This window comes from Pedobacter yonginensis (assembly GCF_003173595.1).
GTDB lineage: Bacteria > Bacteroidota > Bacteroidia > Sphingobacteriales > Sphingobacteriaceae > Pedobacter > Pedobacter yonginense.
In genome coordinates this window covers 55998-72196 of record NZ_QGNZ01000002.1, presented here as the reverse complement: position 1 = coordinate 72196, position 16199 = coordinate 55998, and the positions used below count along the sequence as shown (strand labels likewise).

Genomic DNA, 16199 nt, shown 5'->3' with positions numbered 1-16199 from the left:
ACTGATTTTCGAGCCTAAATTCGTAACTATTTGATAATGTGCTTATTATTTTTTACCTTTGCCAACGTTTTTATATAAGTTCACCAAAAAAAGGAGGAAGATGTTAAAGAAACACATAGTACCATTTGTAGTAATGGCAGCATTATTTATGATGGCAAAAGTGTTCGCTTACCAAATGCCCTTAGCACAAAAAAGTCTTTTAAAAGAAGAAAAATTAAACACTACAATACCCCCAACTGTAAGCTCAAAAGTAGAACCTGTTTCTTTAATGGCCCAGTTAAATTTTGCGAAAGAAACCTTGCCTTTAGGCGATAAAAGAGTTGAACGTAAAATGAAAAAAATCCTTGCAGCACATTCTTATGATAACCTGCAAACCCATCGTTTACATAGAAAAGCAGCAGAATGGTTTCCAATTATCGAACCTATTTTGGCAGCTTATGGAATTCCAAACGATTTTAAATACGTTGCACTGGTAGAATCGGGTATGCAAGGCGGAGTTTCTCCAAAAGGCGCAGCCGGAATTTGGCAATTTATGCCAGGTACTGCCCGTATGTACGGATTAAAAGTTGGCGGTGGTAGAGACGATCGTTACAATCTGCGTAAATCAACTATCGCAGCTTGCAAATACATTAAAGAAATGTATAAAGGTTTAGAAAGCTGGACATTGGTTGCTGCGGCATACAATGTTGGCGACGGCCGACTTCGCAAGCAAATCAATAATCAAAATCAGGATAATTACTATAAAATGAAGCTGAACCGCGAAACGGGTGGCTACGTTTATAAATTAATTTCCATGAAACAGATTATGGAGCACCCTGTACGTTACGGTTACGATAAACCGAAACAGTTATTGGCCTACAACGCTGAATAACAATTAAAATAAAGACAAAGCATTTGGTAAGGCGTCCTAACGTAAAGTTTGGACGCTTTTTTTTACACGCTCGAATTTTGTTTATTTCTAAGTTTAACGTGTTTTTTTACCACAAAAGAAACAAAAGAATACAAAAGTTTCTTTCTCCTTTAGTCTTTCCCCTTTGGTCTTTCCGCTTTAGTCTTTCCACTTTAGTCTTTCTCCTTTGTGCTTTCCGCTTTAGTCTTTCCCCTTTGGTCTTTGCCCTTTCCCCTTTAGTCTTTCCCCTTTAGTCTTTGCCCTTTCCCCTTTAATCCTTTTCTTTGTACATGTTCAAATTGCGAATCGATAAAATTATTAATCAACCTGGGGATAACTTAACTTTTCAGTTTGAAGAAATTGGAACGCCTTACCCAACATATTTAGCCGGACAGTTTGTTTCGTTAGTTTTCGAGGGTAAACACAAAGAAATTAGAAGATCGTATTCATTTAATAGCTCACCAGATGTTAACGAACCACTTGCCATTACGGTTAAAAGGGTAGAGAATGGGGAAATTTCTCGGTTTCTTCATCATAAAACGGGAGTAGGCGATGTGCTTTCCGCTTTGGAGCCACAAGGTATTTTCAGTTATCGCCCAAATAAGGATGTTCATCGTGATTTGTTCTTGTTTGCCGCTGGCGTAGGGATAACTCCTTTATTCTCCATTTTAAAAACCGCTCTGGTTGCCGAAGAACAATCTATCATTACCTTGGTTTACAGCAACCGATCAAAGGAGGATGCCTTGTTTTATGATGAACTTACAAAATGGCAAGCAGAATACCCCAATCGATTAAACATCATCTGGATTTTTAGCAACAGTAAAAATTTGCTCACAGCCAGACTCAATAAGTTTTACATAGAAAAAATTCTTAAGGAATATTTGAAATTTGAGCGTACGGAGGCGCTCTTTTATACCTGTGGGCCAATTATCTACATGGACCTATGCAGAATTACATTACTGGGAATGGGCTTTGACATTTCTCAAATTAAACGAGAAACTTTCGTTCTGCCTGAAGATGAGGTAGATGAAGACGACAGCTCGGAAAAGGTGGTGGATAAGAACACCTATTCGGTTGTTTTAAATTTTAAGGGCGAAGTTTACAACCTTGATGTGCCTTGGCCTAAACGCATATTGGATGTAGCGCTTGAACACAAAATCAAACTTCCCTACAGTTGTCGTGGTGGTGTTTGCAGCACTTGTGTAGCCAATTGCACAAAAGGCAGCGTTCGGATGGATTACAATGAGGTGCTAACGGATGATGAGTTGGAGCGGGGGAGAGTTTTGGCTTGTACGGGTCATCCTACAGAAAATGGAACAACGATAGAGTGGATTTAAATTATCTACCAGCTCGGGAAGTGATAGAGAACTTAGTTAGTCTTCTTTCGTGTATCCCTCATAATAATAAGATTGCTCTATCCCTTTAAAAATGATTTCCCTATTGTTGATGTCATTAGTTAGATTAGCGCCCAATAAAGTTCTCAATTCCAAATCGTTAATCGGGCTTCTTTCCATCCCTTGTAAATAAAGTGTTTTATCTACATGCTGCCAATCGATTACTTTTTTGAGACTTTTCTTTAAAATCATGTCCAACCAGATGCGCATGGTTCTGCCATTGCCATCCATGAAAGGGTGAGCTATATTCATCTCAACATATTTGGCAATAATTTCTTCGAAATTGTTTTCTGGCATTTGCTCAATTTTTTCTAAAATTTCTTTTAGATATAATGTTGTTGCAAATCTAAATCCGCCTTTTGATATATTTTTTACGCGTATTTGCCCAGCGAAATTATACAAACCGTTAAAAAGATATTGGTGGATTTGCTGTAAACCCTTCGTTGTGCCAACATCGATTTTATTAATGTCATCTGATTCAAACAAACGAAACGCGTTTTCAAAACTTATTTTATTTATGTTTTGCATATTTGTTCTAATTCGTTGATGATGATTCTTTGTTGAATTGTAAATATAAAAATGTTTCCCTACAAAATTGAGGCTATAAATATTTCCTAAAAACATAAAACTGTTGTTTGCGAATCAACGTTAATGTAAGCATGAAAAAATCTTTATTGTTTTTAGTAGTTACAGTCCTTACGTTGCCGGTTCTTGCGCAAAATAATTTAGATTCTGTCGTCACAAAAAGAGCGTTTGCCAATAAGGAATACATTAATCTTTATAAAGAAAATTCAGATTTATCTTACACGGCTCCGGCAGGAGAAATTGGGGCACCTACGAAGTATGTAATAAACGGAAGGTTAACCACAACCTATATGTTGTTGGGTACCTATAAATCGCCCGTTGCTTTTTCCATTATTCCTGATTTTACCGTGCGTGTTCGAAACGAATTTTCTGCGGGTGTGCGTACTCCAAGCTATCGCCTTGGGGGTGTTTTATATGCCAGACTTAATGCAAACCCAGAAAATTACAAATATGCCGAACTGGCTTTCACGCACCATTCTAACGGACAAGATCAAGCCGCAATCAATCCCGATGGCTCTGTAAATACCATATCTGGGAATTTCAATGCTAACTATTTAACAGCATCATATCGTTTTGGCCATTTAACTGCCTTCAACGCAAATGGGAGCTATTATTCATTTAATCAACGTATTGGTTTGCAATGGTTTAAGTTTTTTCGTTATGAGCCAGCACTCGATTTAGGTTTCGGCTTTACAAGAGTCCTCTACAATTTCTCTTGGAGAAAGTACGATGAAGTTGAAAAAAATGCACGAAACAAACCAAAAGTTAAAACCGAAAAAGAAACCTGGCGTTTAAATACAGAACTGTCTTATGCGGTAAACCAAATTCCATCAAAAAATATCGTGAATATTGGCAAGCGGCTAAACGCAGAAGTAAACTTTAATTACAGCCTTCCGTTTATGAATAATGTATTCTTAATGGCTGCGGTTGGCTATTATGGGGAGGATAATTACAATATCTATTTTCAAGATCATTATGGGTATATGCGTTTTGGTTTGTCCTCTGGTTTCCTGAGAAATAGAAGTAGACATTATGACAATTAAACCTGAATACAGATTGAATTACACTTTCTTTTTGATAAAATTTTTAGCATTTTTGCAGATTGGAATTTGGGCCTGTTTTGAGCTAAAATTCCATCCAATTTTCAATAAAATATGAGCAAAAAATCTATCGACCTTGGGGAGCAGAAAGAAGTAGAAGTTTACGGCGCAAGGGTACATAATTTAAAAAATATTGATGTGAGTTTCCCTCGAAACCAGCTGGTTGTAATTACTGGTTTAAGTGGTAGCGGGAAATCTTCTCTGGCTTTTGATACCATCTATGCCGAAGGTCAGCGTAGATACATGGAAACGTTTAGCGCCTACAGCAGGCAATTTATGGGTGGTATGGAACGCCCAGATGTTGATAAAGTTTCTGGCTTAAGTCCTGTTATTGCCATTGAGCAAAAAACAACGAGTAAAAACCCACGTTCTACGGTAGGTACCATTACCGAAATTTACGATTTTATGCGTTTGCTTTACGCCCGTGTTGCCGATGCATACTCGTACAATACTGGCGAGAAAATGGAGCGCATGAGTGAAGACCAAATTCTGCAAAACATCTTTAACAAATTTGATGGAGCTGCTGTAAATATTCTGGCGCCTGTTGTTAAAGGAAGAAAAGGGCACTACCGCGAGCTTTTTGAGCAAATTAGAAAACAAGGTTATGTAAAGGTTCGTGTGGATGGAGAAATTAAGGACATTACCGCCAAAATGCAGGTAGATCGTTATAAAATCCATGATATTGAAGTTGTTATCGATCGCTTGATTGTTGATGATAAAGACAAAAAACGACTTTTAGATTCCGTGCAAACGGCCATGAAAATGGGAAAGGGCGTAATTAAAATTAGCGATAAAGATAATAACGTAGCCCATTTTAGTAAATTTTTAATGTGCCCAACCACTGGTATTTCATACGATGAGCCTCAGCCCAACAGCTTTTCATTCAATTCGCCTTACGGTGCCTGCGAACGTTGTGATGGTTTGGGTTATATTTTTGTAGTGGACAAGGAATCGGTTATGCCGAATCCAAAACTGAGCATTTTAAACGGAGGTTTGGCGCCACTTGGCGAGTACCGCGATACCTGGATGTTTCAGGTTTTAAAGGCTTTAGCAAAAAAATATAGCTTCTCTTTATCCACTCCAATTGAAAAACTGAGCGACGAAGTGATAGATATTATCCTCAATGGTTCTCAAGATTTAATTAAAGTTGAGGTAGAATATAATAAATGGAACGTTCAGAATTACAACATTACTTTTGATGGAATCATTAAAATGTTGGAAGAGCAGAACGAGAAAAGATCGGAAAGTGCGGTGGATGATATGGAGGCTTTCCGAAAATTGAAAACCTGTCCAGAGTGTCATGGTGCCCGATTAAAAAAAGAAAGCTTACATTTTAAGGTTGATGGAAAAAATATTTTCGATCTGGCCTCCATGGACATTACCAATTTACATACTTGGTTTGAGAAAGTAGATGAGCGACTTTCTGAGCGCCAAAATATCATTGCCAAAGAAATTTTAAAAGAGATAAGAGCGCGAATCGGTTTCTTAACGGATGTGGGTTTAACTTATTTAACTTTAGATAGAACCGCACGAACACTTTCTGGGGGCGAGGCACAACGCATCCGTTTGGCAACCCAAATTGGTTCGCAGTTGATGAATGTAATGTACATTTTAGACGAGCCAAGTATTGGCTTGCACCAACGTGATAACGAGCGGTTAATCAATGCTTTAAAAAATCTTCGGGATTTGGGGAACACCGTTTTGGTGGTAGAGCACGATAAGGATATGATTTTGGAAGCCGACTGGGTTATTGATGTTGGTCCTGGTGCAGGCATTCATGGCGGACAAATCGTTGCTGAGGGTACAGCAAGCCAAATTCTGAAATCGAAAACTTTAACGGCCGATTACCTAAACGGAAAGAGAAGTATTGAAACTCCAAAGGTGCGTAGAAAAGGTAATGGACATAAATTATCCATCACCAAAGCTACAGGTCACAATTTAAAAGAAGTTTCTGTAGATTTTCCACTTGGTAAATTTATCGCCGTAACGGGTGTGTCTGGTTCAGGTAAATCGAGTTTGATTACCGAGACTTTATATCCAATTTTGAATCATCATTTTTTTAGAGCGAAAAAAACACCACTTCCGTACGAGAAAATTACTGGCTTAAAAGAGATTGATAAGGTTATCGAAATTGATCAGGCACCAATTGGTCGAACTCCACGTTCAAATCCATCAACTTATACAGGTGTTTTCTCAGACATTAGAAACCTATTTGTTCAATTGCCTGAGGCGAAAATCCGGGGCTATAAACCTGGTCGGTTCTCTTTTAATGTAAAAGGTGGTAGATGTGAAACTTGCCAAGGCGGCGGAATGAAAGTTATTGAGATGAATTTCTTACCCGATGTGCAGGTGCGCTGCGAAGAATGTGGCGGTAAAAGATACAATCGAGAGACTTTAGAAGTCCGTTTCCGTGGAAAATCAATTAGTGACGTTTTAGATTTGAGCATTGAAGATGCTTGTGTTTTCTTTGAAAACATCCCGATCATCTATCGTAAAATTAAAACTTTAAAGGATGTAGGTTTAGGCTACATCACCTTGGGGCAGTCTTCAGTTACTTTATCTGGGGGAGAGGCACAACGTGTTAAGTTGGCTACAGAACTTTCTAAAAAAGATACAGGCAAAACCTTCTATATTTTAGATGAGCCTACAACAGGCCTTCATTTTGAAGATATCAATGTGCTTTTGGGCGTATTGCAAGAGTTGGTTGAAAAAGGGAACACCATTTTGGTTATCGAGCATAATTTGGATGTGGTTAAAGTGGCCGATTGGGTAATTGATTTGGGAGAAGAAGGCGGCGCAGGCGGTGGAAGAATTCTTTTTGAAGGCACGCCAGAGGGTTTAATCCAAAATCCGATAAGCTTAACAGGAAAATTCCTGAAAAAAGAAATGCAACTTCATCCAGCTCCCGAAGAGGAAAAAGTAAGCGATAAAAAACCTAAAAAGGCAAAAAAGGTTGTGAAATAGATCAGCCTAACCTGTTTAAATTGAACGATTAAAAATGATTTTCACCGATACCCATACCCATTTATACTACGAGCAAGATGCTGAAAAACAAGCGCAACTCATGGAGCGTTGTTTTGAAAACGATGTGAATCGCCTGTTTTTGCCCAATGTGGATGTCAAATCGATAGCCATGATTGATGATTTGGTGGCTAAATACCCTGCAAATTGTTTTGCTATGGCTGGCCTGCATCCATGCGATGTGAAGGAAGATTATTTATCTCATCTTGACGAGATTTACAGCAGTATTTCAAATCGGAAAATTTATGCAATAGGGGAAATCGGAATTGACTTGTATTGGGATAAAACTACATTAGAAATTCAGCAGGATGCTTTCAGAAAACAAATAGGTTGGGCGAAAAAGCTGGGCTTGCCCATTGTTATCCACTGCCGAGAAGCTTTTGATGAAGTTTTTGAGTTATTAGAAAGCGAGCGTGATGAGAAGCTCCGAGGTATTTTCCATTGTTTTACAGGGAATGCTGAGCAAGCCAAGCAAGCCATCGATCTTAATTTTTATTTAGGCATTGGAGGTGTGGTTACCTACAAAAAGGCAGGTTTGGATGTTGTACTTTCTGAAATACCCTTAGCCAATTTAGTATTGGAAACCGATTCGCCATATTTGGCGCCAGTACCCTTTAGAGGTAAACCAAATGAAAGCAGCTACCTTATTTACATTGCCGAGAAACTAGCGGATATTTATGATGTATCTGTAGAGGAAATTGCAAACGTAACGACCGAAAATTCTAAAAAGATTTTTGGGATTTAAAGTTAGTTTCTCACCCTTTTCTCAGATTTTCGGCGGTTTTAGCGCAAAATCCAAGAGCTTTGTGGTAAAAAGCGCCAAAAAATACAAATCTTTTGTGTTCTTTTGCGGTGAGCAACTTTACCAACCAAATGACCAAAATCCTTATAATTTATACCGGTGGCACCATTGGTATGGTTAATGACCCCAGCAATGGAATGTTAGTCCCTTTTGATTTCGAGCAGATTAAAGAAAACGTGCCGGAATTAGCGCGTTTGGATTATCATTTAGATGTTCATTCCTTTAATCCAGTTCTGGATTCGTCCAACATGGATCCAGAAATTTGGAAAACGCTAGCAGAACTTGTTTACAATAAATACGATCTGTATGATGGCTTTGTAATCCTTCATGGTTCAGATACGATGGCCTTCACAGCCTCGGCATTAAGTTTTATGTTGGAAAACTTGACCAAGCCCGTAGTGTTAACAGGATCACAATTGCCCATTGGTGAAATTAGAACCGATGCAAAGGAAAATTTAATTACAGCTTTGGAAATTGCCGCAACGAAAGAAGACGGTAAGGCTTTGTTTCCAGAAGTGTGCATTTATTTTGATGCGCAATTGTTTAGGGGTAACCGCTCAATTAAATACAATAGCGAAAAATTTGAAGCTTTCCGTTCTCCAAATTATCCGGTTTTGGCTGAAGCTGGGGTTCATCTTCAGTTTCATCGCAATTATATCCTTAAACCAAGTGTTGGCAAGTTAACCATCCACACCAATTTCAATTCCAACATCGGGGTGCTCAAATTATATCCGGGTATTACACCACAAGCCGTTCAGGCCATAACCGATTCAAAAGTGGATGCCATTATATTAGAAACCTTTGGCTCTGGCAATACCACCACTGCACAATGGTTTTTAGATAGTTTGAGGCAAGCCATACTTAACGGTAAAATTATTATCGATATTTCTCAATGTAAAAAAGGTTCAGTTCAGCTAGGGCGTTACGAAACCAGCAGAGAGTTGCAAAAAATGGGCGTTTTAAGTGGTTACGATCTTACTTTCGAAGCAACGGTAACGAAGCTCATGTTTGTAATGGGTTTAGGTTTAAGTCATGAAGAAAATCGTCAGTTAATGGAAGAGTCGCTTCGCGGCGAACTTACCAAAGATTAAAGCAATCCCTTTGGGGCAATAAACCGCAATCCTTTTTTAGGAGTTCCTGGAGCAGCAAAGCGACCATTCTAAACGACTGTATCGTGTTTTTCTGTACTCATCAGAAATGTTCCACCACTTACGGATGCAAAAAGGCCCAGCAGCCCATAAGTAAAACTTCTGCAATTATGACTGTCATCATTTCGGTTATTCGTATTTAGCCTTATTTTTGCTTGATGCTATTAATGGAATATTTAAGGTTAAGTAAAAGAATAGGTTTAAAAGTCTTTAATTATCGATCGTAAAAACTCAAATCTTGTTACCGACAAAAAAAAACTCACGACTTGATACTCAATACTTGTGACTTGATACTTAGGATTTATGGCTTATGACTTGATACTTAATACTTGTGACTTAATACTTGTGACTTAATACTTGTGACTTGATACTTATGACTTGATACTTGTGATTTGATACTGGAAACTTGATACTTAAAACCTTAACTCCATTCTCGTCCCTTAATACTTCAAACACCAATAAATAAAATATGAAAATAGAACAGATATATACAGGTTGTTTAGCAGAGGCAGCATATTACATAGAAAGTAATGGAGAAGCGGCTATTATAGACCCACTTAGAGAAGTTTCTACATATTTAAAGAAAGCAGAAAAGGCAGGAGCCACAATTAAATATATTTTTGAAACCCATTTCCATGCCGATTTTGTTTCTGGACACGTAGATTTGGCAGAGAAATCTGGTGCTGAAATCATTTACGGACCAACGGCAAAAACTGAATTTAAATCGCACATTGCAAAAGATGGCGAGCAATTTAAAATTGGCAACTTAACTATAACCGCACTACATACGCCCGGTCATACTTTAGAATCTACCACTTATTTATTAACCGATGAGCATGGTAAAGATCACTGTATTTTTAGCGGCGATACCCTTTTTATTGGCGATGTTGGCCGACCAGATTTGGCTCAAAAAGGTAATTTAACCATGCAAGATTTGGCCGGAATGCTTTACGATTCATTAAACGATAAAATTAAACCCTTATCAAATGATGTAATTGTTTATCCTGCACACGGTGCGGGTTCAGCATGTGGCAAAAGCATGAGTAAAGAAACTTTCGATACTTTAGGGCATCAAAAGGAAGTTAATTACGCCCTAAAAGCAGCCACAAAAGAACAATTTATAGCCGAAGTAACGGATGGAATTATGCCTCCACCTCAATATTTTGCGAAGAATGCAGCTATAAACAAAGGAGGTGTAGAAAGTATAGAAGAGGTTTATGAAAAAGGTTTGAACGCACTAACGCCACAAGCTTTTGAAGATACCGCAAATCATACCGGCGCAATTATGTTGGACACTCGCGATCCACAGGTGTTTGCAAAGGGCTTTATACCCAACTCCATAAACATTGGTTTGAACGGGCAATTTGCCCCATGGGTTGGTGCATTGATTACAGATTTACAACAGCCCATTTTGCTCATTACCGATGAAGGTAAGGCGGAAGAAACCATAACTAGGCTAACCAGAGTGGGTTACGACAGCACCATAGGCTACTTGGAGGGAGGTTTTGAAAGGTGGACAGATGCAGGCAAAGAAATCGACACAATTGAATCTATCTCTGCAGAAGAATTTGAAAAGGCAGCTCATGAAAGTGAAATTATCGCAATAGATGTGCGCAAACCTGGAGAATATGAATCTGAACATTTGGATTTTACTTTAAGCCGTCCTTTAGATTTTATAAACGAATGGACAGGTGAAATTAATCCAAAGGCTACCTACTATATCCATTGCGCTGGTGGCTATCGTTCTATGATTGCGGCGAGTATTCTAAAATCGCGTGGCGTAGAAAATGTAATTGATATTGCTGGGGGTTACGGGGCAATTAAAAATACTGGATTAAAAAGAACTGACTTTGCCTGCCCAAGCAAAGCGATGAAGGTTTAAGTTGCATTAATCAAGAAATGTAATAAGCTTAAAATATCAATTCCCTAATATTTAAAAATGATAGAACAGAAGAATAACAGCAATCACTACGATGTGTTAATCATTGGTGCAGGCCCAATCGGAATGGCCTGTGCTATCGAAGCTCAAAAAGCCAAACTATCATATGTTATTGTAGAAAAGGGCGCGTTGGTAAACAGCTTATTCAATTATCCTGTGTTCATGACTTTCTTTTCAACTTCTCAAAAACTTGAAATTGGCGGACTTCCATTTGTAACCATAAGTCCTAAGCCAAACAGAAACGAAGCTGTAGAATACTATCGCCGAGTGGCAGAAACCTTTGATTTAAACATTCATTTGTTTGAGCGTGTGAATCAAGTGATAAAAAAGGATGATGGTTTTTTTGAAATCTCCAGCTCAAAAACAAGTTACACCGCTAAAAATGTAATTGTCTCAACAGGTTTTTATGATGTTCCTTTGTTAATGAACGTACCAGGCGAAGATTTACCAAAAGTTACCCATTATTATAAAGATCCACATTTATATGCCTTTCAAAATGTGGTGGTTGTTGGGGCAAACAATTCTGGGGTGGATGCCGCTTTAGAAACTTATCGAAAAGGGGCAAATGTAACTATGGTGGTGCGTAGTGCAGAACTTGGGCCACACGTTAAATATTGGGTTCGCCCCGATATTCAAAATAGAATTAAAGAAGGAGAAGTTACCGCACATTTTAATTCAGAATTGGTTGAAATTAGGGAGGGCGAAGTCGATATCAAAACACCCGAGGGCATAAAAACCATCCCCAATGATTTTGTGATTGCCATGACAGGCTACCAACCCGATTTTGCGATGCTGAGAAAATTTGGCATTGAATTGCCCGAAAATCTTTGCCCTGTGTATAACGAAGAAACCATGGAGACCAATGTTAAAGGCTTATACCTGGCAGGCGTAGTTTGCGGAGGTTTGGATACGCATAAGCTTTTTATCGAAAACTCCAGAATACACGCCGAAATGATTGTTAAAAATATTATGGCCTGGTTTTAAGTTCGCAAATCCGTCAGTATCACCGCGGGATTTATTTCTAAAATTAACTTAATTAATCCCTCGTTGCTATCAGGCGAAATGTAAATTTCATCCCATCGGTTATATTTAATTACTAAACCATTGTTGCCCGTTGCAGGCTTAAACCCAATGATAAATTTTTGGCCAATAATGATTTCTCTAATGTTACTGATCTCTATTTTTCCGTTAATAGGACCACTTCTGTAAAACAAATAACTCTTGTAAATTTTATAATGGGTATTGAAAAATATCGAGAGAAGAAAGCCAATACATAACCAACAAATGATTTGCATAGGAATAATTCCTAAAATATTTCCATTCAGGGTGATCAATTGGATAACACATATTGCTAGAAGACCTACTACCGTAATGACTACCACAGAACTGAAAAAGATGCTTCGGTTACTTTTGAAAATAGCTTTATCCATTTGATTTCTTGATAGCTTTTCCCCAATTATAGGCCAAATTAATTAAGAAAAGAATTATGATGATTTGGAAACCTACCCCAATTGTTAGGCCGATTAGTTTATGGAAATTTATAATCTTTTCGGGTGGTTCATTTAAGCCACTTAGAGGTGGATATACGGTCCAGCTGTTAAAAAGGAATGTATATATAAATCCATTAATGAGGGTACATATGATGGTTAAGATTAGCCCTGAAAATATTGTGATTAAATTCTGAGCCTTTCTTTGATAATGATGTTTAGTTTCCTTTATCAAATAAATGACGAAAACCATTCCAACATATAAGAGAAAAACGCAAGGTGTTGGTGAAATAACCAAATAGCTATCAAACAGGTTAATTTCTAGGCTTAGTTCCCCCAACCATATATACCCCCCAATTATCATCAATAGCGGCAAAAACAACCAAAGTAACTCTTTAAATATTGGCTTCATTCTGTAAAGTATAAATGGTATAAGGTTATTAAGGCCGTGTTGTTATTCATTTCCAGTTGAAATGAGGTTGTATCGTCGTGCAAATCCATCAATGGCAGTTTCAACACTTTTTAAATCTTTAGACGTTAGGTAAGATCCCAAAACATGGTTCCCTGCGTTTGGAATAGATATTTTCTGTTTTAAATCATTTGGAGTACCCAGCTGATTGAACATTTTCAGCATCGCATCCACCCGTACCACAGGATCTTGCTCCAATTCATTTTTATAAAAGTAGAGCATCAAAACCGGTTGTTTTACTTTTTGAAAGGTACTTTTGATCATGGTGCTTTCTAAAAACTCCTGTAGCTCTACCAAAGCTTCAAGTCGGTAGTTTGTGTACCAGTATTTTTTCGCTTCCTCGCTTTTACCAAGTATTACACGTTCCTCACTACCCACCACTTTTCGGGCAATCTGCAAGCCCCATGGGTCGTTTAACAACCAAGCGTTTTTATCATTTATGGCTACATTGGGCGAAAGTAAAATTAAGCTGTGAATGTCGGGAAAGGTTGCCGCCAATTTCAACGCGACGGTTCCACCCGTTGAAGTGCCCACCAGAATGACCTTTTTACCCAGCTTTTTGCCGATGGCGTAAGCCTCTTTACTGGTTTCCCAAAGTCGCTCAGCAGTAAAATATTGCATGGGCGCAATGGTGTCAAGGCCGTGGTCGGCTAGGCGTGATAAATATAAATTGGCTTTAAGCTTTTTAGCAAGGTTTAAGTGAACAGGATTTCCTTCCATTTTCGATGCAGAAAAGCCATGTAAATACACAATTGCATATTCAGTTTGGTGGTGATCGGCATCCGCCCACACAATTTCAGCTTCGTTATCGGGCTTTAACTTATGCGCACTTTCTTTGGTTCTAACATAATTATCCAAGTCTTTTAAATCCGGAACATTCGTTAGTTCTTCGCTGTAAAGGGGTTTCTTTGGCCTCGGCCCAGAGAAATACGCGCCAACAATTAAAACAGATAAGCCTATTAATATTTTGTAGCGTTTTTTCAATGCAATGTTTTTATTAAATGTAAAGTTTTATAGGAATTTAACCTAAGTTTGCAATCAATTTTTTTCCAATAATGCCGGGAATCGAACAAATAAAAAAGCCTATAGCAACTGACATTAAAGCGTTTGAAAAAACCTTTAAAGAATCTATGCACAGCGATGCGCCCTTGCTAGATCGAATTACCCATTATATTGTTAAGCAGAAGGGCAAGCAAATGCGACCAATGTTCGTGTTTTTTGCGGCAAAGCTTTGCGGTGGCATCACCGAATCTACACATAGAGGAGCAGCCTTGGTCGAACTTTTACACACCGCCACATTAGTGCATGATGATGTTGTGGATAATGCATATGAACGCCGTGGTTTCTTTTCCATCAATGCATTATGGAAAAATAAAATAGCTGTTTTAGTTGGCGATTATCTTTTAGCAAAAGGTTTGTTGCTTTCGGTAAACAATAATGAACATCGTTTGTTACAAATTGTATCAGAAGCTGTTAAACAGATGAGTGAGGGAGAACTTTTGCAAATTGAGAAAGTTAGGCGGATGGATATTTCCGAAGATCTTTATTTTGATGTAATCAGACAGAAAACAGCTTCATTAATCGCATCTTGTTGTGCAGCAGGTGCCGCTTCGGCAGGCGCAGATGATGCAACAATAGAGCAAATGCGCTTATTCGGAGAAAAAGTTGGTATCGCCTTTCAAATTAAAGATGATACTTTCGATTTTGGCACCGATGATGTAGGTAAACCATTGGGTATAGATATCAAGGAGAAAAAAGTAACCTTACCATTAATTTATGCCCTGAACAAAGCCGAAAAGGCAGAAAGAAAACAAATCATCAACTTGGTTAAAAACCATCAAGATGATCCAGTTAAAATTCAGCAGATTATCGATTTTGTTAACCGAATGGAAGGCGTATTTTATGCCAACCAAAAAATGCAGGAATACCAAAAAGATGCCTTTGATATTTTACACCAATTTGAAGCCGGAGAAGCAAGAACGGGATTAGAACAACTCGTACTTTACACTACCGAAAGAAAAAAATAATGAATAACGAATTAATCTTTAGCATAGGCTTCCTCTTATTTATTGCCCTTATACTTGCTTTAGATTTAGGTCTCTTTAGCAGAAAAGAGCATGTTGTAAGCTTAAAACAAGCTGGTATCATGAGTTTAATTATGGTGGCAATGGCCATCGGGTTTTATTTCATTCTCCTAACCGAAGGGCATCAACTGCATGGCATTAAAGATTTCGCCCATCTAAAAGAAATTGTAGTAAAGCATCGGCATAACATCACGCTTATCCCCAATAATTTTCCAGAAAGTTTAACGCTCTACAAGCAAAACCTGGGTTTAGAGTTTTTAACAGGCTATGTAATCGAATATGCACTTTCAATTGATAATATTTTCGTTATCGTGCTTATTTTTTCGGCATTCGCAGTAGAAGAAAAATATTACCATCGCGTATTATTTTGGGGCATTCTTGGCGCAATTGTGATGCGATTCATTTTTATTTTCGTCGGTGCAGCATTAATAGCAAAGTTTGCATGGATTCTTTACATATTCGGAGCCTTCTTGGTGTTTACAGGCGTTAAAATGTTTTTTAGCAAAGATGGCGATGATAAGATCGATCCGGAAAATCACCCGGTGGTTAAATGGGCATCTAAAATATTTGCCATTCATCCTAAATACGAAGGCAAGCAATTCTTTGTAAAAATTAATGCTAAGCGAATGGTAACCCCATTATTTTTGGTGTTGCTGATTGTAGAATTTACCGATTTACTTTTTGCGGTAGATTCCATTCCGGCTATTTTCGCCGTCACAAAAGATCCATACATCGTATTCTTCTCCAATATTTTTGCCATCATGGGCCTCCGCTCCATGTTCTTTTTATTGGTTAACATTATCCATAAATTCCATTATTTAAAAACAGGCCTAGCCGTTTTGTTAAGTTTTATTGGTGTTAAAATGCTTGCCCATGTGTATTTAGAAAAATGGGGTTTCACAACCGAACACTCTCTGATTGTGATTCTAAGCATTTTGGTCATTAGCATCGTGGCGTCCCTCGTTTTTCCTAAAAAGAAAAAACATACAGTAGCATAATTGTAATATATTCTGGGGGTTATTAACCGGTTTACAATCAATTATTTAGCAATAACCGTCTTTGCGGTTAATTTACACACCCACAATGCCGTATCAAAGACATTTATTTGGAAACGTACGTTCAGTAATGCTTCCAATTCTTCAGTCCCTCTGTCCGCTATAGCCTCGCTGAAAAGCTCGGGCTACCGCTTCCATAGGGTTTAGGTACAAGGGCAATATTAAGAAATCCCAATTTATTTTATGCCCTGTATCATCTTGATTTTTTGTAGAAACCGCAAAACAT

General features: G+C 38.1%; 13 protein-coding genes. 10 read left to right on the top strand and 3 right to left on the bottom strand.

Going from position 1 to position 16199, the window contains the following annotated elements:
* The first annotated feature begins 100 nt into the window (after positions 1–100).
* Together DHW03_RS07235 and DHW03_RS07230 are read left to right on the top strand one after the other, a co-directional pair.
* On the top strand, positions 101–871 hold the full coding sequence (locus DHW03_RS07235) for a lytic transglycosylase domain-containing protein (protein ID WP_109925108.1): 771 nt from the start codon (positions 101–103) through the stop codon (positions 869–871).
* A 308-nt stretch (positions 872–1179) separates the two neighbouring features.
* Positions 1180–2226, top strand: coding sequence for a ferredoxin--NADP reductase (locus DHW03_RS07230; RefSeq protein ID WP_109925107.1), 1047 nt, complete (start codon positions 1180–1182; stop codon positions 2224–2226).
* A gap of 36 nt (positions 2227–2262) precedes the next feature.
* Here DHW03_RS07230 and fic read toward each other — a convergent pair whose 3' ends face one another.
* Positions 2263–2811 carry a protein adenylyltransferase Fic gene (gene fic, locus DHW03_RS07225; RefSeq protein WP_109925966.1) on the bottom strand — a complete coding sequence of 183 codons (549 nt, stop codon included), beginning with the start codon at positions 2809–2811 and terminating at the stop codon, positions 2263–2265.
* A gap of 131 nt (positions 2812–2942) precedes the next feature.
* Here fic and DHW03_RS07220 point away from each other — a divergent pair, with 131 nt between their 5' ends.
* The 6 genes from DHW03_RS07220 (at position 2943) to DHW03_RS07195 (ending at position 11862) form a co-directional block, all read left to right on the top strand.
* Positions 2943–3911 carry a hypothetical protein gene (locus DHW03_RS07220; protein ID WP_109925106.1) on the top strand — a complete coding sequence of 323 codons (969 nt, stop codon included), beginning with the start codon at positions 2943–2945 and terminating at the stop codon, positions 3909–3911.
* Positions 3912–4022: 111 nt separating this feature from the next.
* A complete protein-coding gene (uvrA, locus tag DHW03_RS07215; protein WP_109925105.1) occupies positions 4023–6932 on the top strand; it encodes an excinuclease ABC subunit UvrA in 2910 nt (969 codons plus the stop codon).
* 34 nt (positions 6933–6966) lie between these two features.
* On the top strand, positions 6967–7734 hold the full coding sequence (locus DHW03_RS07210; RefSeq protein ID WP_109925104.1) for a TatD family hydrolase: 768 nt from the start codon (positions 6967–6969) through the stop codon (positions 7732–7734).
* Positions 7735–7862: 128 nt separating this feature from the next.
* Positions 7863–8882, top strand: coding sequence for an asparaginase (locus DHW03_RS07205; RefSeq protein WP_109925103.1), 1020 nt, complete (start codon positions 7863–7865; stop codon positions 8880–8882).
* A gap of 526 nt (positions 8883–9408) precedes the next feature.
* Complete coding sequence (locus DHW03_RS07200) at positions 9409–10821, top strand: MBL fold metallo-hydrolase (protein WP_109925102.1); 1413 nt, start codon at positions 9409–9411, stop codon at positions 10819–10821.
* 57 nt (positions 10822–10878) lie between these two features.
* Positions 10879–11862 (top strand): YpdA family putative bacillithiol disulfide reductase, encoded by a 984-nt coding sequence (locus tag DHW03_RS07195; RefSeq protein WP_109925101.1) that lies wholly within the window; start codon positions 10879–10881, stop codon positions 11860–11862.
* Here DHW03_RS07195 and DHW03_RS07190 read toward each other — a convergent pair.
* Together DHW03_RS07190 and DHW03_RS07180 are read right to left on the bottom strand one after the other, a co-directional pair.
* Positions 11859–12308 (bottom strand): PH domain-containing protein, encoded by a 450-nt coding sequence (locus DHW03_RS07190; protein WP_109925100.1) that lies wholly within the window; start codon positions 12306–12308, stop codon positions 11859–11861. The genes DHW03_RS07195 and DHW03_RS07190 overlap by 4 nt on opposite strands.
* Before the next feature lie 511 nt (positions 12309–12819).
* Positions 12820–13818: an alpha/beta hydrolase gene (locus tag DHW03_RS07180; protein WP_109925098.1), complete on the bottom strand. Its 999-nt coding sequence runs from the start codon at positions 13816–13818 to the stop codon at positions 12820–12822.
* A gap of 71 nt (positions 13819–13889) precedes the next feature.
* Here DHW03_RS07180 and DHW03_RS07175 point away from each other — a divergent pair, with 71 nt between their 5' ends.
* Positions 13890–14861 (top strand): polyprenyl synthetase family protein, encoded by a 972-nt coding sequence (locus DHW03_RS07175; protein WP_109925097.1) that lies wholly within the window; start codon positions 13890–13892, stop codon positions 14859–14861.
* On the top strand, positions 14861–15916 hold the full coding sequence (locus tag DHW03_RS07170; RefSeq protein WP_109925096.1) for a TerC family protein: 1056 nt from the start codon (positions 14861–14863) through the stop codon (positions 15914–15916). Before DHW03_RS07175 ends, DHW03_RS07170 begins: the two co-directional genes overlap by 1 nt.
* Positions 15917–16199 lie beyond the last annotated feature (283 nt).

Coding starts and splice junctions, on each gene's coding strand:
- DHW03_RS07235 (WP_109925108.1), top strand. CDS start 101: ATGTTAAAGAAACACATAGTACCATTTGTAGTAATGGCAGCATTATTT.
- DHW03_RS07205 (WP_109925103.1), top strand. CDS start 7,863: ATGACCAAAATCCTTATAATTTATACCGGTGGCACCATTGGTATGGTT.
- DHW03_RS07170 (WP_109925096.1), top strand. CDS start 14,861: ATGAATAACGAATTAATCTTTAGCATAGGCTTCCTCTTATTTATTGCC.
- fic (WP_109925966.1), bottom strand. CDS start 2,811: ATGCAAAACATAAATAAAATAAGTTTTGAAAACGCGTTTCGTTTGTTT.
- DHW03_RS07195 (WP_109925101.1), top strand. CDS start 10,879: ATGATAGAACAGAAGAATAACAGCAATCACTACGATGTGTTAATCATT.
- DHW03_RS07210 (WP_109925104.1), top strand. CDS start 6,967: ATGATTTTCACCGATACCCATACCCATTTATACTACGAGCAAGATGCT.
- DHW03_RS07190 (WP_109925100.1), bottom strand. CDS start 12,308: ATGGATAAAGCTATTTTCAAAAGTAACCGAAGCATCTTTTTCAGTTCT.
- DHW03_RS07230 (WP_109925107.1), top strand. CDS start 1,180: ATGTTCAAATTGCGAATCGATAAAATTATTAATCAACCTGGGGATAAC.
- DHW03_RS07220 (WP_109925106.1), top strand. CDS start 2,943: ATGAAAAAATCTTTATTGTTTTTAGTAGTTACAGTCCTTACGTTGCCG.
- DHW03_RS07175 (WP_109925097.1), top strand. CDS start 13,890: ATGCCGGGAATCGAACAAATAAAAAAGCCTATAGCAACTGACATTAAA.
- DHW03_RS07200 (WP_109925102.1), top strand. CDS start 9,409: ATGAAAATAGAACAGATATATACAGGTTGTTTAGCAGAGGCAGCATAT.
- uvrA (WP_109925105.1), top strand. CDS start 4,023: ATGAGCAAAAAATCTATCGACCTTGGGGAGCAGAAAGAAGTAGAAGTT.